Origin of the sequence: Arenicella sp. 4NH20-0111 (assembly GCF_040366405.1) — a bacterium.
In the GTDB taxonomy this organism is placed as follows: domain Bacteria; phylum Pseudomonadota; class Gammaproteobacteria; order Arenicellales; family Arenicellaceae; genus Arenicella.
Genome location: NZ_BAABWF010000002.1, coordinates 614,054 through 633,244, shown reverse-complemented (window position 1 = coordinate 633,244; position 19,191 = coordinate 614,054). Strand labels below are relative to the sequence as shown.

The following is a 19,191-nucleotide window of genomic DNA, read 5'->3' as shown; positions in this document are numbered from 1 at the left end:
CATGGCTTCGACTCGTCATAATGCACGTAAAGCGGCCGTTCAAGCTCTATATCAATGGGATTTAACTCAGCAACGAATAGAGGAAATTGAAGGCAAATTTGAACAAATCCATGATCTTCAAAATGTGGATAGAAAGTACTTACGCGAAATCATGTTAGAGGTGCCGACTGCCAGCGAAGAACTCGAAGGCACCATTTCACCCTTTTTGGATCGGGATCTGACCGCATTAGACCCTGTTGAGCGAGCGATTTTGCGTTTAGGGGCCTATGAGTTAAAATTTAAGGCTGATATTCCCACAAAAGTTGTCATTAACGAAATGATAGAGTTGGCGAAAATATTCGGTGCCGATCACAGTTATAAATTCATCAATGGTGTGATGGACAAAATGGCGGCTTCGGTACGTAAATAACAATCTATATTTTGAGTGGGTTATGGCCGAATTCTCTATCATTGAAAAGTACTTTACGTCATTAGGGCGAGAGCACAGCGACACCAGCCTAAGTGTCGGAGACGACGCCGCAATCATCTCAGTTCCTGATGGCTTTGAGATGGTTGTCAGTGTTGACACCATGACTGAAGGGATTCACTTCTTTGAGGGTCTATCTCCAGAATTGCTTGCTCACAAGCTCCTAGCAGTCAATTTAAGTGACATGGCAGCAATGGGAGCCAGGCCCAAATGGGTAACATTGGCGATGGGCTTGAGTTCGCACGATGAGCAATGGCTTAAACGGTTCTCTGAAACGTTTGATAAAGTAGCAAAAGCTCACGGCGTTCAATTGATTGGTGGAGACACAACTGAAGGCCCGTTAGTTTTAAGTCTAACCATTATGGGTTTGCTACCGAAAGGTATGTCAATGCAAAGGTCTAAAGCTGCCGTTGGCGATGATATATATTGTTCGGGTTACATTGGTGATGCTGCTCTGGCGTTAACTAAGCTGTTGGGCGAGCAAAACCTAACTGACGACGTATTTTCTGACGTACTTCCGGCTCTACACATGCCTCAACCCCAGGTAACGCTTGGCCAGCGTCTCTTGGGGCAAGTCAGCTGTTGTATCGACTTGTCTGATGGACTGATAGGCGATGGCGAACATATCGCCCAACAAAGTGGCGTGTCCTTAGAGATTGAAATTAGGTCATTGCCGATTTCAGATGCCTATCGCCAATACCTAAAGGAAGGTGGGTTCATTAAGTACGCGATCGCTGGAGGGGATGACTATCAGCTTCTTTTCACAGCGCCGCAAGGTAAAGAAAGCACATTTGAAAAAATGGCAAAAGAGTTAGACGTTAAAATAACCAAAATAGGGCGGGTTACCAAACAAGGAGATACGTTGGTTCAGTTATTAGATGATGGAAAGCCATCATTAACCAAGTTAAAAGCATTCCAACATTTCAGATAATAAATTGTCTGCCACGCATAGATGAACGCCAAATTCAAACTCTCCAATCCTGCCCATTTTCTGGCACTGGGTTTCGGTACAGGTTTACTCACGCCCGCTCCTGGCACTTGGGGTACGCTGTCAGCGGTGCCTCTTTTTTTATTGATCATCAACTTCACTGATACCTCGAGCGTCTACTACATTGGCATTCTCATCATCACGTTTCTAATGGGAATCTATCTATGTGGAAAGGCAGCAGACGATGTTGGTGTTCATGATCACGGCGCTATAGTGTGGGATGAAATTGTCGGTTTCCTCATTACAATGACTTTTTTCGAACCGTCTCTAATAAATATTATTCTCGGTTTTTGTCTTTTTAGGTTTTTTGATATCGTTAAACCCTGGCCAATAAAAGTACTTGATAAGCGAGTTCACGGCGGTTTCGGGATCATGATCGATGATGTTCTCGCTGGTGTATTTGCCTGGGCGGGTCTTTATCTTCTAACCACCCAAGTCTTAACCCGTTTATAGTGCAGCTGGATAAGACATCAGGACTAGTCGATATTGCTGAATGGATAGCATCACCAAACTTCGACGATCGAGAAAATGTTAATTCACCAGAAGCCGTCATTATACATTGCATAAGCCTCCCTCCTGGTGTGTATGGCGGTAATCATATTCAGCGTTTTTTTCAAAATCAGCTTTCAAGCACAGAAGATCCATATTTTTTATCAATGGCACACCTGACCGTGTCATCTCATTTTCTAATTACACGGTCAGGCCATCTTCAACAATTCGTCTCCACCAACAAGCGCGCGTGGCATGCTGGAGAGTCAATGTTATTTAATAAACCCAAGGTAAATGACTTTTCTCTTGGAATTGAACTAGAGGGCCTGGATACGGACGAAATGGGCTTTACTTGCGCCCAATACTCCTGTCTTGCCAGCTTAACCAAGACCCTGATCGAAGCCTACCCATCATTAAACCATAATAAAATCTTTGCTCACAGCGACATAGCTCCCGGCCGTAAGCCAGACCCTGGCCCGTATTTTGACTGGAATCGATACTTAAATTTAATTGACAGCATGTCCACCTAGCTATATCGATTACTTTATTGCTAGAATAGCAAAAACGCTTGAAACTATACTTTTCGAGTCCTTTAACGCAGAGTTAACTTAGAGACTATTCTCATGCCAACAACTAAAGAAAGGGTTGCCGTCGTCGCGGGACTCAGAACGCCATTCTTGAAGATCGCAACGGGGTACAGAACGGTTCCATCGCGAACCCTTTCTTCTTACCTTGTTTCGGAATTAGTTGCTCGCTCAGGTGTTGACGCGACTGATATAGAGAAACTTGTTTTTGGGCAGGTTGTTATGTCACCAGATGCACCAAACTTGGCACGAGAGGTAGTAATGGGAGCCGGCTTACCAGTAAGCACTGATGCCTACAGCGTCTCCAGGGCGTGCGCTAGCAGCTATCAATCAGCGGCTGATATAGCGATGAATATTCAAGGTGGAGTAATCTCCACTGGAATTGCTGGTGGTTGCGACGTGATGTCTCAACCACCAATAAGTTTCAACAAAAAGATGACTGAAGCCATGGTCAAAATGAGTTATCACAAAGGCTCTAAGCTGGCCGCATTTAAAGGAATTAAGTTAAAAGATTTGATGCCAGCGCAACCCGCAATTAAAGAACCGTCATCGGATTTAACCATGGGGCAAGCGGCTGAGAAAATGGCAAAAGAGAATGGAATCTCTCGCGAAGATCAGGATGCATTAGCTCACCGTTCTCATACCAACGCTTCCTTGGCATGGGAACAAGGTTGGTTTGCTGATCAAATTATGAGCGTGATCATGCAGCCTGACTATCAGCCAATATCGAAAGATAATATTTTTCGATCTGACTCCGTACTGGAAAAATACGCAAAACTTAAACCAGTTTTTGATAGAGAAAACGGCAGTGTAACGGCCGCGACCAGCTCCCCACTTACCGACGGTGCTTCTGCAGTACTTCTTATGCAAGAATCCAAGGTAAAAGCATTGGGCCTAACACCATTAGGGTACATTACGAGTGTGGCTTTTGCTGCCATTGACCCAAATTGGCAAATGCTTATGGGACCGTCTTTCGCAACACCTAAGGCGTTAGCGCAAGCAGGCATGAAGCTCAGTGATATCGATTTAATTGATATACACGAGGCATTCGCCGCACAAGTACTGTCAAATACGCAAGCATTCGCTTCCAAAAGTTTTGCGCAAGAACGATTGAATCAACAAGACGCAATTGGAGAAGTAGACTTCGACAAGCTGAACGTCAGTGGAAGCTCAATTTCATTAGGGCACCCCTTTGCAGCCACAGGCACCCGACAACTTACCCAGATGCTCTATGATCTAAAGCGGTTAGGTAAGCAACATGGGCTTATTACTGCTTGCGCCGCTGGTGGACTTGGTGCCGCCATGATTCTTGAAGCAGCTTAACGGGACAAACCAGGAATAAGCCATGACAGTGTTTACAGTAGAAAAAAGCAATAAGGTCGCGATAATTACGATGAACGACCCGGCCCAACCACAAAACGTCCTAAATAAAGAGATTCAAACCGAGTTTGAGCAAGTGATTGGCGAGATAGAAAACTCGAGCGATTTGATCGGCATGATCTTCAGATCGAGTAAACCCAAATGTTTCGTTGCCGGTGCGGATATTTCGATGTTGCAAACGATTGATACTAAACAACAATCAATTGAATCTTCAAAACTACTTCACGCATTCATTCAACGGATAGCTGATTTAAAATTGACGACGGTTGCCGCCATCGACGGAGCCTGCTTAGGCGGCGGCCTAGAGCTCTCTCTTGGATTTGATTATCGTATCGCCAGCGATGCAAAAGCGACTAAAATTGGAGTCCCTGAAGTTCAACTGGGACTGCTTCCGGGCGGAGGCGGTACTCAGCGCTTGCCACGTCTAATTGATCTACCCACGGCACTCGATCTAATGTTAACGGGTAAACAATTGAACGCACAACGAGCTTTAAAGGCAGGCCTTATTGATAAGGTTGTTCCAGCTGGTGCCTTAGTAAGCATTGCAAACAAATTGATATTGAGAGGCAAGAGCAAGCGCAAAACATCCTTAAAGTCCAAACTATTGAAATTCGGTCCCATTCGGAAAAAAGTGATAGCGCAAGCGCGCAAACAAACTCTAAAACAAACCAAAGGCAAGTATCCCGCGCCGCTAAAGATACTAGAGGTAGTTGATAAGGGCCTTGCCACCGATTTAAACTCAGGGCTCCACTTTGAAGCAGAGGGATTCGCCGACCTGTTAATGACGGCGGAATCGAAAGCGTTAGTTAATCTGTTTTTTGCAGTCACAGATATTAAGAAGGACTCTGGTGTCGACACAGAGGTGTCAACTAAGGCGATGGATAAAGTTGGAATTTTAGGTGGCGGACTTATGGGAGCCGGAATCGCCTATGTGACGGCAGATCGCGCCAAGAAAAACGTAAGAATTAAGGATGTCAATATAGAAGGAGTCGCCAAAGGCATACGATACTCAGGTAAATTGATCGATAAAAAACTTGCTAGAAGAAGATTAAAACAACACGAATATTTAGCAAGCGTTTCGAGAATTACCGGTGGAACAACCTATGACGGTTTCAATAACTGCGATGTGGTTATTGAAGCCGTGTTTGAGAGTGTCGAGTTAAAACAGAAAATGGTTGCCGACATCGAATCACTCGAGACTTCAAAGGACATTATTTTCGCTACCAATACTTCAGCCATTCCGATTGATGAAGTAGCTGCAACGGCTATCTATCCCGAACGGGTGATTGGCATGCACTATTTTTCGCCAGTAGAGAAGATGCCTTTATTGGAGGTCGTCAAGGGCACGAAGACGGCCGATTGGGTCACCGCTTCGGCGGTAGAATTAGGCAAACAGCAGGGAAAAACCGTTATCGTCGTTAATGATGGTCCGGGATTCTATACCACGAGAGTGCTAGTGCCCTATAGTATGGAAGCCGTGCGCTTGGTGCTTGAGGGAGTGGCCATTGAGGAAGTCGATTCAGCGCTTGAAGCGTTTGGTATGCCAGTGGGCCCACTGAAGTTAATGGATGAGGTGGGTATCGATGTCGGTGCGCATATCGTCGAAACACTGAATACAGCGTTTGGTGATCGCATCCCATTAATTGAAGGCGTGGAGCGTGTTCTAGCTGATGATCGTAAGGGGAAGAAAAACAAGCGGGGATTTTACGATTACAGCGATGAATCCAAAGGCAAGAAAGTAGATAGTTCGATCTACCAGTCTATGGGTGTTCAACACCCTGGTAGAGCGGAGATCAGCCACAAAGATGGTATTGCTCAACGAGTGATCTTAACCATGCTCAATGAGGCAGCCTATTGTTTAGAAGAAGGTGTTTTAAGACGCGCTCGGGATGGCGACATTGGAGCGATCTTTGGCCTTGGATTTCCGCCTTTTCTCGGAGGACCGTTTAGATATATGGATTCATTAGGCGCTGACAGCGTGGTTACAAAGCTTCAATCGTTATCAGAGGAACACGGTGAAAGATTCCGACCAGCACCTAGCTTAATAGAAATGGCGAAAAAAGGAACAAAGTTCTACTAACTAGAGGCGTTCAAGTTATGCGGAGGCGACAACGGCGCCTCCGTATAGACCAATCAAAGGTGTTTCGCGATTTGAAAATAAAAAGGCGGTCAAACCTCAACCATCTGCTAAGGTGTTTTACCGCAGGCATTGGATTCAAAACCTTCGTCGACATTCGCGCCAAGATTGAATAAGTAAATAGGGCCTATCTCAAATCTCTGCTTCAGATGCCCAAAGTGAAAGAACACTTCTGCTTCACCTGCATCGAACTCTTTTTTTGCCTTACCTTTTTGTGTATAAGCGGCCCATTCATAGCTTAAGTCATGCGAATTAGAGAATACTTCCTCATAAGGATCCTTTGATTGTTGGACCCCAACTCGCGCAAAACCAGCGGTTAAATTTTCCTCAGGTGGATTTATGCTTCTTGCCCAATACACGAGGCAAAGGGTGTCATTGGGTAAGAATGTATTAATCGTAGCCGACTTTGCCCCCTTCGAGTAAGCATGGCGTTTAGGCTTTCCAGATTTAACTCGCAATGCTCGACCTCCCTTGATGATCGACTTATTATCAATTTTTGCTTTAGCGCCGCCATAGACAGAAATAGCCTGAGGGTAGGGCGAATTGATAAGCGTCGCTTCCTTCGGCATGTCTTTCATGAGGTCCAAATACAGCGAAGCAATTTCTACCTGTTGCTTTTCATCTGGTAAATCCTTTGCAGTCACGACCGAATGCGTAGTCAGCATAAAAGTAATTGATACAGCCAAATAGGAAGCAATTCGGCCTCTAAGGAAAAAACTCACATCTTTAGTTAATATTTTAGGTGACATAGTATTTCTCTAATTAGGTTGATTCACTCTGTCTCCTCACGACCATGATATCAATCTTGTTCACCGGCTCAGGGTTAGTAACAAGACTAAGACAATGTCGTCTCTCCACCTCAAATTAAACCTTATTCAGATCGAAATCTCCAGACAACAAAGAAAATTTGCTCTAAAATCCGGAGTCACTCAACCCGGCACAGCACTGTATTTTAGTCAAATTGTCCTGTTTACAGAGTCTTTCTCTGATATAAAACACGTAAAACATACAGCTTGCTGATAGGGTACTCATGAATATCATTCTTTACGCAATTCCTTTTTTCTTTCTGCTTATTGCAATGGAGCTTATCGCTGAGCGAGTTAAAGGAACTGACTATTACCGCGTGAACGACTCATTGACGAGTTTGGCAACCGGCGTAATTAATCAAATAGTCAACGTTAGTAAGAGATTGATACCATTCACGTTATACGTGCTTGTTGAACAACAATTTTCGATTTTTCAACTTGGAGATTCATGGATTATCTGGGTAATCGCCTTTGTCTTGTATGACTTTTGTTACTACTGGAATCACAGAATGGGGCATGAAATAAATTTCTTGTGGGCCTCGCATGTGGTTCATCATTCAAGTGAAGAATACAATCTAACAACAGCCCTCCGTCAGACTGGCACTGGTTTTTTTGGAGTCATATTCTATCTTCCTTTAGCGATATTAGGGTTCGACCCAGTAATAATTCTGTCCGTCGGGGCGCTTAACCTGGTTTATCAGTTTTGGGTTCACACCAGACATATCGGTAAGTTAGGTTTTTTAGAAAAAATCTTTGTAACTCCGTCAAACCATAGAGCCCATCACGCGCAAAATTCAGTGTACATAGACCGAAATTATGGTGGCGTTTTCATTTTATGGGACCGGCTATTTGGGAGTTTTCAAGAGGAATTGGACTCACACCCGGTGATTTTTGGGATTACCGGCGCCGTTAAAAGCTGGAACCCATTATGGATAAATGCGCAGGTGTACGCATCATTATTGCATGATGCATGGCACACCAAACGCTGGCAGGATAAGTTAACAATTTGGTTTCGACGGACCGGTTGGAGACCAGCGGACGTCGAGGAAAAATTCCCCTTAGAGAAAGTTGACCTGACAAAGTTCCACAAATTTGACATACAAATTCCAAACAAAATTAAGCTATACGCGGTATTGCAGTATGTGCAATTAGCCGCCTTGGCTCTACTGTTTTCAGTGGCCGCATCAAGTATAAACGTCAGCGATCGTTTTCAAATCATTACGTACGTGATTGTTGGGCTCTTCGGGATCGGTGCGACCTTAGAAACACGCCCATTCGCCGGTATTCTTGAATGGATTCGAAACTCAATTTTGTTAGTATCTTTGTTCAAGCTCCCTTTTCTACTTGGGCTATTTTTAGCGCTAATTACTCTAGTAAGCCTGCCTTTTTTATTCTTAGGTCGACTTGAGCTTGAACGTAATCAAGCTATAACCGAATCTCTAAATACAAACTAAACGCTATTTCTTCCACTGTTATTACATGAAAGTTTCTGATTTCAATTTCGATCTACCTGAAGAACTGATTGCTCAATTCCCTCCAGAGAATCGTACCGACAGCCGATTACTGAAGGTTTTTCGTGAACCTAACGCTTTCGAAGACACGTCATTTTCGTCCATTTTAGATGATATTAGAAAAGGTGATTTGGTAATTCTTAACGATACCAAAGTTCTACCAGCGCGACTTTTCGGTAAGAAAGACACTGGCGGCAAGTTGGAAATTTTGCTCGAACGCATAACCGGCCCGTTCGAATTTCTATGCCAAATAAGGGCAAGTAGGGCACCTAAGATAGGGCAATCTATCGTCATTGATGGCGATGATTCAGCCGAGCTTACCGTAATTGGAAGAGAAGGGAGCTTCTTTCGAATTCAAGCGTCAATTCCAAGCACACTATTTGAGTGGCTAGAGCATGTCGGTCACATGCCACTACCACCCTATATCGAGCGTGGTGATGAATTAAGTGACCAGAATCGCTACCAAACCGTATTTGCTAAAGAACCAGGCGCAGTGGCAGCCCCAACAGCAGGCCTTCACTATGATGAAGACCTATTAGACAAAATTCGGAATAAAGGTGCAATCATCAAAACCGTCACCCTTCATGTAGGAGCTGGCACTTACCAACCTGTGCGGGTTGAGAGCATCAATGAGCATCAGATGCATTCTGAAGCCATAGAAGTCAGCCAAGAGGTTTGTGATGCCGTCATTAAGACTAAGGAGTCTGGAGGTAAGATCATCGCAGTTGGAACCACGGTCGTTCGCTCCCTTGAGAGTGCGGCACTCAAATCGAGTTCCACACTAATCGAACCTTACGTCGGAGATACGGATATATTCATCTACCCAGGTTATGAATTTAGAATCGTCGACATGTTACAAACAAATTTCCACCTACCTGAATCAACCTTGTTGATGCTAGTCAGCGCATTTTCTGGGTATGATCGAATCATGGCCGCCTATAATCACGCTATCGAAAATAGATATCGCTTTTTTAGCTACGGAGACGCAATGTTGTTGGAAAAAGCGAAAATATAGGAAAATAATCCATTTTTCTTAATGTTCTGACTCCTAGAACACAGAATATCATCACGTTGTTAGCTATTCTTAGTGTAGGTTATTAAGGGTAGGTTACGATTAGTAGTGATAGTAGAAAAAATACAACTTAGGTCCATCAAGCTTGAATCGCTCAACGCCGAATGCCTATTGGCGGTGAACCGCTGTGTGCGTTATATCAAACAAGAGCATGAGATTAGCCTTAAGCTCCAAGATAAAGATGTTTTGATTCAGCTATCGAAACACGTGAGACGGATAGACGATGAAACGTTAAATGGTATTTATCAGGACCTCAAAGTGAAAATGGTTAGCTGCGTGACTCAGGCCAGAAAAGACGGTAAAGCCTAACTCGGCAATCGAAATGGGCACACTCAAGACCAATTCGCTATCCTAAAAATAGAGAACGCGTTTTCTTGATGCTCCTAAATAAAGTGCCTACCACTAAAGGCGTCGAAGTCTCCGCACCAACACTCCGATGACTAATGCGAGAAGCATCAGATAAAAAATAACAAACCAGTGATCTGAAAAGATCCGATGCAAGGTGCCGCTAAGTAACTGTGAAGCATTTGGTCTTTGAGCTTTTCTCTGCAAGATACGAGCGGGCAGATACTGCGTATAGCTCCCTCTATCGCTTTCTGGGACCACAAAGACTCGTTCGAGACTCCAATGTCCGTGGTTTGGAGAATTGGCCGGAGGGTCAATATCCAATCTGATTCTCGCGAGCTTTGTCTGAACTGGATGCTCCTTGGAAAGATACCCTAATGGCACAAAGAACTCACTTATTCCTTCAGGGCCTGCTGATACTTCTACAATCGAGCTTGATCGTTCTATGAACTGGTGCGACTCGGTCGCATAGAAAACTTGATAAGATGACTTTTTCAATGGCGTCTTGAGTTTAAAATACAAACCAGCTAAATTTGTTGAATCAATATCCAATGCTGGTGAAGCAAAAAAGGCATCATTGCCGGATAGGCTAAATCGGCGCGCATTGCCGAGCAAATGATTTGTATTCCAGTCATCTAAAGCCACATCTACACCCAGAGGCTCGACTCGAGAAGCGCCCAAATAATGCCTGGTGATAGGGGTAAATTGTACGTTTATTGCGCTCGTGTTAGGTATCGACGAGAACAGAGCGCTCTTATCTAAGACCACACGGCACTCCGCGCAGCCATCGATGTCTAATCTTAAGCTTTGGCTATCACTAAACCTTAATTCAGAAGGCAACCTGATATATATGGCCTCTTGACGGTTGATCAGAGCCACTCTTTCTCTAAACTTTAAACGAAAACCAGCGTCAAATTGGCCTGAGTGATCGCTTGCTGATCTGAAAAACAACTCAAAAGAAATTTCATCGTTTTCATCAATAGCCTTAGCGTCGGACTTAGATTGGTCTTGCGCCGAAGTGCCTGATATCGTTTGATCAGATAACGGGGCACCGACGTTAGAGATAGCTATCTTCAACAAGGCTGAGCTTGCTAAATCAGGTGTCTTCATTTTCCCGGTAAAGAAGGCATCGGCCTTACCTAAAACGAAACGGTTCGACTCAATTTCCGCCACATCGTTGTATTGAAAAGCGCTCGCCGCTGAAGCCGTAAAACTGATAAACAGGCAGAAAATTCTAACGAGTAGTTTAACCACGCTTCAATACCCTGAATGCGAAAAAGGCCATTGTTACAAAGAATAAAGAGCGAACGACTTCTATCGCTCGGTTCAAGGTAAGATGTTCACTTGCAATGTATTGGGCAAATAGAGTAGGGAAATGCCCCAGTCCAATAAAATCGGGGTTCAATGGAGCCGCAAGAAAAAGTGTGAATACACCAGCGTCTGTTTTTAGAAGCCATAAACAAACCCAGACAAAAGAAAAGGCCACAAAAGGGAACAACACTTTACGTCCATAGGCCATACTCAAGATTGGAAATATCACCAGCCAAGATGAATAATGGACGCTATGTGAGTTAAATGCAAAGAATACGAAGAGAACACAAGCGCATGTGACAACAAAACGTTCAGCGTGAGACACTGCTTTTTGTTCCCAACAATAGTACGCCAAACCGGCAAAGCAAATTATGATCGGATAAAACCAGTAGTAACCCAAAGAGAACAATTTGTTGACTATTTCACTATCGTGTTGAGCTGTTGGGTCTACAAACAGTAACGGAGGGCCAGAATTCAATTTGCTCAAAACCCAATCCGGCAAAAAATACACGCCAAGGACGATCAGGGTGCTCAGCAGCAGCACGCAGGCTGTTCGCAGCCAGTGATCTTTAAAATCAATGAGAGCTATCAGTAAGTAAGGAAAGAACAAGAGATTGATCTCCCTACAATGAAGAGAAAGAGCGAAACAAAGACACGCCAATAGCAAGCGATGGTTCTTTAGCTGAAGCGCCGTGAGCGCCAGGAAAAACAGTCCGAAAACTTCGAATCGACCAAAAATGTATGTGGCAAATATAGTGACTGGGTTAAATAGCCAAATCAGGATCGCAAGCCGCTTATACACTGGGTTGTCAATAAACTTCCATATGACAACTGCGGTGGCGATATCAAAGATTAAATAGGGCAGCTTGAAAAAAAACAAGTGCCTGAAAATATTAGGGTCGTTTAAAAAGAAACCATAGTCTGTCAGGTTGGCGGTAGATTTGGTGTGGTCTTCCAAATGAAAGAGTCCATCACTCACGTCAATGAATAGAGTTGAAAACGCAGCGCCTATTAGTTCTAACCAAAATGTGACGAATCGATAACTATTTTCGAAAAACAGCTCATTCTCAAGCACGTAGAATACACGCCGATACTCGGAATACAAATCAACGTGCGAAAAAAAGGGCATTAACAGTAGCCGTAAGACGACTGCACAACCCAAAATAAGAATCAAATAGTCTTTATTATTCAATCTATTAAGCAATTTATATAAACCTAATTCTCAATAAAGTGATCAACTAAAGATTCTCTCAAACCAGTTCTTGGGCCGATACTCGTAACCAACAGGTTGAGCCGGCCGAGCCATGTAGCATCCCTGATCACAAACAAGGGGGGCATGCGCATCAGGGAAATCCTCAGTAGTAAAATAGTGCGTTACCAAAGATTTTCGCGTTTTGGATTTATCCTTAATAGGACTGCCACCATGAAATAGTTGCGAGTGCCAAATTAACACGTCACCTTTATTAGCGAAGAGAGTCTCTGGTTGAAGTTCACGCTTTTCAATTTCTTCAAAAATATACTCCTTAAAGGTTGGCATTTCATCATTGACAATGATGGTGGAACCACTGGAAAAATGAAATGGCGCTATTTTGTGGCTTCCTGGATAGTAACTTAACGGACCGTTGTCTTCGGTGGCATCTTCCAATGCGATCCAAGATGCGACCATTTTATTAGGAGTAGGGGAAGGCATATAAAATGTATCGAAATGATAATCTTGCTGTGATCCAAACTCGAAGCTCAAACTGTTGCAAACCATAGGAAAACCGTCCAACAGTTCGGCCAAAATTGGAGCCAATTCCTTTCCCACCACCAGCTCTCTTATCTCTTCACGACTTAGATAAAGGTCATTGAGTTTATAAGGCAGTTTTCGTGCTTTCAAGGGAGCATCAGAAAAGTAGACTCTACGCTCTTCCTCCGTTTCAACAAAAATGTCGATGACATACTGTGCATCCAGCTTCTTTCGGTTACACCATAAGTCATCGACCAACCTATTTATTTGATCTATTTTTTCAGCGCTATAGAAGCCCTCGAGAAGCAGGTAACCGTTTTCTTCCCACGCCTTCTTTTGTTCTAAATTTAAAGCCATTTTCTTAGTATTACAAATGCTCGTTTCGAGTTATTAGTCTTTGAATTTTAGAGAGAATCTCTCATTCTTTAAGCTAAGGTTTGGATTGTAAAAAGGGTCTCCTTTCGCCAAAAAGTCAGACCACGTGGACAAAAAGTGCTTTTGCTCTCGCAGAAGTCGTTGCATCTTTTCATCTGTATCTTCATAACCTCGACTAATAGACTCGTGATGCGTCGCTTTAGCGTGCGGCGTGAACAAATTGAAATACCCTTTATCCAGCAATTTTAAACATAAATCAATATCGTTGTAAGCAACCGCTAGGTTTTCCTCATCCAACCCTCCAACCTCAAGAAACTTCTCCTTTGACATCATCATCATAGCGCCAGTGACGGCGCTAACGTTATACACCATATGTAATCGACCATGGTAGCCAATATGGTTATCTGGGAAGAACTTATGAGGATGCCCAGCTGCACCGACCATACCAGCAACCACACCCGCATGCTGGATCCGCCCATCCGGGTACAACAACTTGCAACCCACAGCACCGATATTATCTCGTTGAGCATGCTCTAACATTCTCTCGATCCAATCCGGCGTGATAATTTCTATATCGTTATTTAGAAGCACAACGTACTCGCCTTGGCTCTCACTAACACCAAAGTTGCAAATAGACGAAAAATTAAACGGCACATTATGCTCGACAAACCGAATTCTCTCATCCAAGCTTTCAAAATGCTTCATGCGCTCGAAAGTGAGTGGGTCATCGCTGTTATTGCTTACCCCAATCACTTCAAAATGATTGTAGCTAGTACGATTAAGAATTGAGGTCAGGCAGGAATCCAGCAACTCAGGTTTGTCCTTAAACGGAATAATGATACTAATCAGCGGTTGTCCAATGATCTGACGGTAGACTCGATAAGTGCCTTTCAACGAACCGAAATCGACCCTAACGTTATCCTCATGTTTGCGGCGCATGTCCTCGACCGCTTTTCTTCCAGCTTCCCATGCATAAGATTTGGCATCATAAACCACGGCCGTTGAGCCTGGGATTTTCCGCCAATGATAGAGAATTTTAGGTATGTGAATAACTCGCTTAGCCTTATCTGCCGCTCGTAAAATAACGTCGTGATCTTGAGAGCCATCGAGCCCTTCACGAAAGCCGCCTATGTCATCAGCGATGGACTTTTTGATTACAGTAAAGTGGCACACATAGTTATTGGTATCCAAAAGATCAGGGGAGTAATCAGGCTTGAAGTAAGGCTCCAATCGGCCGCCTTGCATATCCATTTTATCTTCATCACTGTAGATCAACCCAGCTTCAGGGATTTCATTAATGACTTTTGCGTTCTCATAAAGTGCATCAATACTGATTTCATCGTCGTGATCGAGTAATGCAATGTAATCACCCGTCGCCATGGCAAGGGCATCATTAGTGGTGACGGAAATGCCTTGGTTGACGTCGTTCAACTGGATGCAAATTCGATCATCCTGCAGGGCTTCATGCTCCAATATACGTTTCAAATAGGTTTTAGGAGATGAGTCATCCACTAAGCAGAGTTGCCAGTAGGGGTAGATCTGAGCTCTGACAGACTCGATCATAGGTAATAAGTACTCTGGATCGGTGTTGTAGATCGGCACCAATATAGAGAAAACAGGCTTATATGGCATCTCATCTATTACCGCCTTCGCCCTCTCTACATCCACTTCAGACATCGAATTCTCTGAAACCCACAAGCCATAATCTTCTGTATTCTGACCGATTAACTCACCGGTTGGCAGCGGATTGCTTTGTTCCTCAACGGGCTTAACCGCATTATCTTGAGGTGCCTCTAGCTCAATCGGTGCTTTACCTGTCAATCTATTAAACCAACGGCGTGCAACGCGTTTTGCACGTGTCGTCGGACGCATTAGTAAGTACCCATGCAGTTCATCATTACGAACATGCTGAGCATGTAAACGCGCCTCTAAATGAGTGATTTGATTATTCAGTAAACTCTGTTGCTGACGCTCTCTAACAACACGTAATTCTACTTGCTTCACCATATCCGTCAGATCTTTACGATGACCTAATAAGTCTGCAATTCTCTGCTCCTTAAAATCAAGGTCAGCGTGATATTCATTTAACCGCCGTGCTTGAGATTGCACGGCACCGTTCAATGATGAAACGGCATTGTTCAAGGCCGTAAGAGCTTGACTGTGTTGCGCACCCCAAAGCCACTCGATACTTACCATTAGAGTGTATAGAGCGGAGTTATCTAAAAATTGAGAAAGATCATATGTCCAGTGAGGATCATCATTTAGCGATAGCCACAACTCACCGTCTTTTAGTAAGCCACTGCTTCCAAAGGGTTCACGATCAGCTGAGTTCCATACTTCACGCTTAGAAGAGTCAACTATAGACACATCATGGATCTTAAGAGCGCCGGTTTCAGACATAGGGTCAAGTCGCAAAATAGGAAAGCTTGACTGATATTCCGATAATTCTAATTCAATTTTCTGTTTAACTTGAGACCGGTCCCACAACTTAGTCTTAGCCCCCTCTAAACGCGCATGCTCAGACTCATTTGCCCATACCGCTTGAAAGACGAGAGGCTCCTCAAAGGACACCTCATCGTCAAAGGTCTGTAAGAGAGCCAATGAAACCGCATTGGCTCTGAAATCGTTATCTATCTCAGATTGGATTGATTCTTCTAAAGAGACGAGTTCATTCAAATCACTCAGATCGTCGATTTCTGCGACATATCGAACGATAAACGTACCGATAGAGTAAATATTGTTACTACTCGCGAACTCCCGTAAAAGCGCCTTGTTTTCAAATGCAAACCAGAGGAGGGCTCTAAACAACACAAATTTCGGAGTAATAGCCGATTTTACTCTCCATTCGGTGTCGATTGTTTCATACGCATCACTTCTAGAGTTTATTACCACATTAAATGGCAATAGATCATAAGCCGTGTCGGTAAATGAGCCGCGTTGTTCGTAATCGCACAACCATTGATAATACTTTGTCACCAGGCGCTCAAACTCTTGGTGATCTTGATCAAGAATAGCGTGGAGCCATTGACCAACCAATACCGGCCCTTTATGAAATGGTTTGTCCGATAAATCCTGCTCTATTAACTCATTTGGCTGACTAATTTCTGGATAAACGCTCACCTTAGAAACATTGTTAGCAGCACGAGGCCTGAAAGTGCAGGTGCGCCATTGAGGTTTGCGACCAAGACCAGGGAAGTAACAAAAGTCATTATCGTACAGAGACCGATTCGCGGATGTCGCTGCCCCGGCGAGCACGATAAAGCGAGACCCCAGATCCACAAGGTCCTGTTTCTCTTTGACTAGCTTATCGTATAAAAGATATTCGTTTAAAATGGAGTTGTCGGTGGAACCTAGTCGATAGAAATGATTTAACGCATCGACGTTCGACGTTAAATAGTCTTCAGAAAACAAATGCTTAATATCTTTGTCAGGCGAAAAAGACACATGAAAATCAACCGATGAAAAGCGTGCGTTCAATAGCTGATTACGCAAATCACGCCGACCAAACTCCGTTAATGCCGATTCATCGGAGTCCACGGCATAACAATCAGAATAGGGGATTCCACCACTACCTTTGTTGAGCAATTTTCCAATACTGTTTGCATTTTTTGCATTAATCAACAAAACGCCCTTTTCACTCAAAGCTGCGTTGAGCTTTGAAAGTAAGGTCTCAAATGCTTCTTGATCTAACTCTAAGCTTTCAAATTGCCCCAAAATGATTAAATCATAGTGGTTGTCTGGGTAGGTTAACTTCACTGGATCTTCAGAAACGTGACAGACATTAGGTTTGTTGGCGCATCTTAGTTTCGCAAGACGAGTCCGATCGGAATCTATTTTAACGGCGTCGACAGACCCTACTTGGTCCGCCAGGTAATGCGCCACTCCACCAAAGTCCTCTGATAAGTCGAGAACATGATTGACTCCTGAGAGCCTCAAAGAAGAAAGAAATCTAAACTGGGTTGTCGATAGAGCCGTCTTTAACTCACGCGTGTCAAGGGCCGCTTCCACATCCAATGAAAATAGACCTTTATTTGAAACCTGACTAAACACGTGCTCAACAGCAACTTGAATGTAGTTTGAGAGTACCGAGTCGCGAAACAGTTCGCTGCCATTTTGAAATATTCCATCTTTCAATACGAGTTCCGAGTTTGCTTCAACTAGGGGTGATTTCATCAACATAATACGTTTACAAATAGTAGAGCGAAGTCCAATAGATCGAGACCAATAGACAGAGTGCATCAGTTGCACCAACGCGATTGTGGGCCTCAATGCACATACAAATTTACGTGGTTGGTATGCGTATTTTCACGAAGACAGCGCGCCCAACGGCCCAATCATATAAAGGCCGCAAATATAGCACGTGGACGAAGTGAAAACGCGATCTGTTTGAATTTTCTATTGATTTAGATTTAACTTAATAGTATTACTGAAGATATAAGAATAAAGACTTGATAATAATGAGAAAAGTTATAAAAACTTTTACTATTTTTTTTGCCAGCCTACTACTGATGTCAGCATTAGTGCTGGTTCTTTTTTGGTCTCCTGACCTCGAAAAGAGCGCGATAACAGAGAAATATTCCTATAAAGACTCACTTTTTTTAGCGCTCAATGCTGATAACCAGATACATTACCGAGATATAGGCAATAAATCGGCACCAACATTGGTATTGATCCACGGAACAAGCTCATCTCTTCACACATGGGAACCTATTGCCGATAAACTTAAGGAAAATTTCAGACTGGTTATGCTGGATCTCCCTGGACACGGCCTGACGGGCGCCAGCACCGACCGAGACTACTCAAGGAGGGCTTTTGTAGAGAGTATACTCTCTGTTCTCGATCACTTGAACATCGCCTCAGCGACCTTGGTCGGAAATTCGCTAGGAGGCGCGGTTTCTTGGCAAGCTGCACTCGAAGCCAGCGACAGGGTTGACTCTCTTATTCTTTTGGCTCCCGCAGGTGCAAAACGCAATCAACCTTCGAAGTCAAACATAGGCTTTAAGATTTTAGCGAACGGGCTAGGGCAACGACTACTAAAAAAGATCACACCAAGATTCATTATTGAGCGTTCTCTAATACAAACGGTCAAAGATAAAAACTTAGTAACGGACAAAATGGTAACCCGTTATTGGGAGCTGCTAAAGATGAAAGGCAACCGTCAAGCGATGATCGATTTAGTAAAAAGCAAACAAGATAGTGGGAACCTTGCATTGTCGGAGCCCCTCTCTACGCCTGCACTGATCATTTGGGGGCAAAATGATGAACTGCTGCCCGTTGACATGATTCGTCAGTTCGAAAAAGTGTTGATTGACAATCAAAGTCACATTTTGCCAAATATTGGCCACTTGCCTCAGGAGGAGGCTGTTGATACCGTGGCTGAACTTATATTGACCTTCTGCCAGCATAACCAATGTTAACCATGGGACTGACATTGTTCTGGATAAACTCTGCGGGAGGAAGCAATATATTTCCTAAGACTCAATTTGAACCGAATTTTATATTTTTGCGTATAAATAAACATACCTGTTGTCAAAATTTAACAAAATATTGTTACTTTTGCGTTGGCCAACACCTTACTTTTGAGTATAAATGGCGCACACAATGTCCAGCACCCAAATATTAACGAGGAATTACAAATGAAACTTACTGAAACTGTAATTGAACTAATGTTTGAGCTAAGTAGCATTGAGGGTGAAGAGTATTCACAACTTCTATACGGAGAGGGCAAAGTCTTACGCAACAATTTACTAAAGTTGTTCAAAGTGACCGAAAACCCTGCGTCTCACGACATCATCATTGACATAATGAGCGAGGCTGGCTACCCGTGGTTTGGTAAACTAGCGCGATCCAATAGGGAAGAAGTTCGAGCGGTCGCTGCAATGGAAGCTCAAAATGATGATCTGACTAAAATCATGACTGACGATGAGTTCATGGATCTTTTACCTGCAAACGGACACCTCCATTAGTCGCTTTACGCTGGCCAGTAGGAGTCTGTCAC

At 43.6% G+C, this 19,191-nt stretch carries 16 protein-coding genes; 11 read left to right on the top strand and 5 right to left on the bottom strand.

The window, feature by feature from the left end; translation table 11 throughout:
- Position 1 precedes the first annotated feature (1 nt).
- The 6 genes from nusB to fadJ all read left to right on the top strand — a co-directional run bounded on the left by nusB (position 2) and on the right by fadJ (position 5,987).
- Positions 2–409, top strand: a complete 408-nt coding sequence (nusB, locus tag ABWW54_RS06855) for a transcription antitermination factor NusB (RefSeq protein ID WP_353411467.1) — start codon at positions 2–4, stop codon at positions 407–409.
- Between the two features lie 22 nt (positions 410–431).
- Positions 432–1,397 carry a thiamine-phosphate kinase gene (thiL, locus tag ABWW54_RS06850; RefSeq protein WP_353411466.1) on the top strand — a complete coding sequence of 322 codons (966 nt, stop codon included), beginning with the start codon at positions 432–434 and terminating at the stop codon, positions 1,395–1,397.
- Positions 1,398–1,418: 21 nt separating this feature from the next.
- Positions 1,419–1,907 (top strand): phosphatidylglycerophosphatase A family protein, encoded by a 489-nt coding sequence (locus ABWW54_RS06845; RefSeq protein ID WP_353411465.1) that lies wholly within the window; start codon positions 1,419–1,421, stop codon positions 1,905–1,907.
- Complete coding sequence (ampD, locus tag ABWW54_RS06840) at positions 1,907–2,473, top strand: 1,6-anhydro-N-acetylmuramyl-L-alanine amidase AmpD (protein ID WP_353411464.1); 567 nt, start codon at positions 1,907–1,909, stop codon at positions 2,471–2,473. The genes ABWW54_RS06845 and ampD overlap by 1 nt, the downstream gene beginning before the upstream one ends.
- A gap of 93 nt (positions 2,474–2,566) precedes the next feature.
- Positions 2,567–3,850: an acetyl-CoA C-acyltransferase FadI gene (gene fadI / locus ABWW54_RS06835; RefSeq protein ID WP_353411463.1), complete on the top strand. Its 1,284-nt coding sequence runs from the start codon at positions 2,567–2,569 to the stop codon at positions 3,848–3,850.
- Positions 3,851–3,872: 22 nt separating this feature from the next.
- Positions 3,873–5,987 carry a fatty acid oxidation complex subunit alpha FadJ gene (gene fadJ, locus ABWW54_RS06830; RefSeq protein ID WP_353411462.1) on the top strand — a complete coding sequence of 705 codons (2,115 nt, stop codon included), beginning with the start codon at positions 3,873–3,875 and terminating at the stop codon, positions 5,985–5,987.
- A 107-nt stretch (positions 5,988–6,094) separates the two neighbouring features.
- Here fadJ and ABWW54_RS06825 read toward each other — a convergent pair whose 3' ends face one another.
- Positions 6,095–6,793 carry a hypothetical protein gene (locus ABWW54_RS06825; RefSeq protein ID WP_353411461.1) on the bottom strand — a complete coding sequence of 233 codons (699 nt, stop codon included), beginning with the start codon at positions 6,791–6,793 and terminating at the stop codon, positions 6,095–6,097.
- Positions 6,794–7,074: 281 nt separating this feature from the next.
- Between ABWW54_RS06825 and ABWW54_RS06820 the strand changes: the two genes are divergently transcribed.
- The 3 genes from ABWW54_RS06820 to ABWW54_RS06810 all read left to right on the top strand — a co-directional run bounded on the left by ABWW54_RS06820 (position 7,075) and on the right by ABWW54_RS06810 (position 9,742).
- Positions 7,075–8,304: a sterol desaturase family protein gene (locus ABWW54_RS06820; RefSeq protein WP_353411460.1), complete on the top strand. Its 1,230-nt coding sequence runs from the start codon at positions 7,075–7,077 to the stop codon at positions 8,302–8,304.
- Positions 8,305–8,329: 25 nt separating this feature from the next.
- The gene (gene queA / locus ABWW54_RS06815; protein WP_353411459.1) at positions 8,330–9,376 is read left to right on the top strand and encodes a tRNA preQ1(34) S-adenosylmethionine ribosyltransferase-isomerase QueA; all 1,047 of its coding nucleotides are present in this window, start codon (positions 8,330–8,332) and stop codon (positions 9,374–9,376) included.
- 105 nt (positions 9,377–9,481) lie between these two features.
- The gene (locus ABWW54_RS06810) at positions 9,482–9,742 is read left to right on the top strand and encodes a hypothetical protein (RefSeq protein ID WP_353411458.1); all 261 of its coding nucleotides are present in this window, start codon (positions 9,482–9,484) and stop codon (positions 9,740–9,742) included.
- Positions 9,743–9,835: 93 nt separating this feature from the next.
- Here the strand turns inward: ABWW54_RS06810 and ABWW54_RS06805 are convergent, their stop codons facing one another.
- From ABWW54_RS06805 to ABWW54_RS06790, 4 genes are read right to left on the bottom strand one after another with little or no spacing between them, the layout of a single operon-like run.
- Positions 9,836–11,032 carry a hypothetical protein gene (locus ABWW54_RS06805; protein ID WP_353411457.1) on the bottom strand — a complete coding sequence of 399 codons (1,197 nt, stop codon included), beginning with the start codon at positions 11,030–11,032 and terminating at the stop codon, positions 9,836–9,838.
- Positions 11,025–12,281, bottom strand: coding sequence for a hypothetical protein (locus tag ABWW54_RS06800; RefSeq protein WP_353411456.1), 1,257 nt, complete (start codon positions 12,279–12,281; stop codon positions 11,025–11,027). Before ABWW54_RS06800 ends, ABWW54_RS06805 begins: the two co-directional genes overlap by 8 nt.
- Positions 12,282–12,323: 42 nt before the next feature.
- On the bottom strand, positions 12,324–13,175 hold the full coding sequence (locus ABWW54_RS06795) for a phytanoyl-CoA dioxygenase family protein (protein ID WP_353411455.1): 852 nt from the start codon (positions 13,173–13,175) through the stop codon (positions 12,324–12,326).
- A gap of 33 nt (positions 13,176–13,208) precedes the next feature.
- Positions 13,209–17,366: a glycosyltransferase gene (locus ABWW54_RS06790; RefSeq protein ID WP_353411454.1), complete on the bottom strand. Its 4,158-nt coding sequence runs from the start codon at positions 17,364–17,366 to the stop codon at positions 13,209–13,211.
- Between the two features lie 284 nt (positions 17,367–17,650).
- Between ABWW54_RS06790 and ABWW54_RS06785 the strand changes: the two genes are divergently transcribed.
- Entirely contained in the window at positions 17,651–18,610 is a 960-nt protein-coding gene (locus ABWW54_RS06785) for an alpha/beta fold hydrolase (protein WP_353411453.1), read from the top strand.
- A 219-nt stretch (positions 18,611–18,829) separates the two neighbouring features.
- Positions 18,830–19,159 (top strand): hypothetical protein, encoded by a 330-nt coding sequence (locus ABWW54_RS06780; protein ID WP_353411452.1) that lies wholly within the window; start codon positions 18,830–18,832, stop codon positions 19,157–19,159.
- Positions 19,160–19,191: the final 32 nt, after the last annotated feature.

Excerpts from the sequence above, each read along its gene's own strand:
- nusB (WP_353411467.1), top strand. The coding sequence starts at position 2 with ATGGCTTCGACTCGTCATAATGCACGTAAAGCGGCCGTTCAAGCTCTA.
- thiL (WP_353411466.1), top strand. The coding sequence starts at position 432 with ATGGCCGAATTCTCTATCATTGAAAAGTACTTTACGTCATTAGGGCGA.
- ABWW54_RS06845 (WP_353411465.1), top strand. The coding sequence starts at position 1,419 with ATGAACGCCAAATTCAAACTCTCCAATCCTGCCCATTTTCTGGCACTG.
- fadI (WP_353411463.1), top strand. The coding sequence starts at position 2,567 with ATGCCAACAACTAAAGAAAGGGTTGCCGTCGTCGCGGGACTCAGAACG.
- fadJ (WP_353411462.1), top strand. The coding sequence starts at position 3,873 with ATGACAGTGTTTACAGTAGAAAAAAGCAATAAGGTCGCGATAATTACG.
- ABWW54_RS06825 (WP_353411461.1), bottom strand. The coding sequence starts at position 6,793 with ATGTCACCTAAAATATTAACTAAAGATGTGAGTTTTTTCCTTAGAGGC.
- ABWW54_RS06820 (WP_353411460.1), top strand. The coding sequence starts at position 7,075 with ATGAATATCATTCTTTACGCAATTCCTTTTTTCTTTCTGCTTATTGCA.
- queA (WP_353411459.1), top strand. The coding sequence starts at position 8,330 with ATGAAAGTTTCTGATTTCAATTTCGATCTACCTGAAGAACTGATTGCT.
- ABWW54_RS06795 (WP_353411455.1), bottom strand. The coding sequence starts at position 13,175 with ATGGCTTTAAATTTAGAACAAAAGAAGGCGTGGGAAGAAAACGGTTAC.
- ABWW54_RS06790 (WP_353411454.1), bottom strand. The coding sequence starts at position 17,366 with ATGAAATCACCCCTAGTTGAAGCAAACTCGGAACTCGTATTGAAAGAT.
- ABWW54_RS06785 (WP_353411453.1), top strand. The coding sequence starts at position 17,651 with ATGAGAAAAGTTATAAAAACTTTTACTATTTTTTTTGCCAGCCTACTA.
- ABWW54_RS06780 (WP_353411452.1), top strand. The coding sequence starts at position 18,830 with ATGAAACTTACTGAAACTGTAATTGAACTAATGTTTGAGCTAAGTAGC.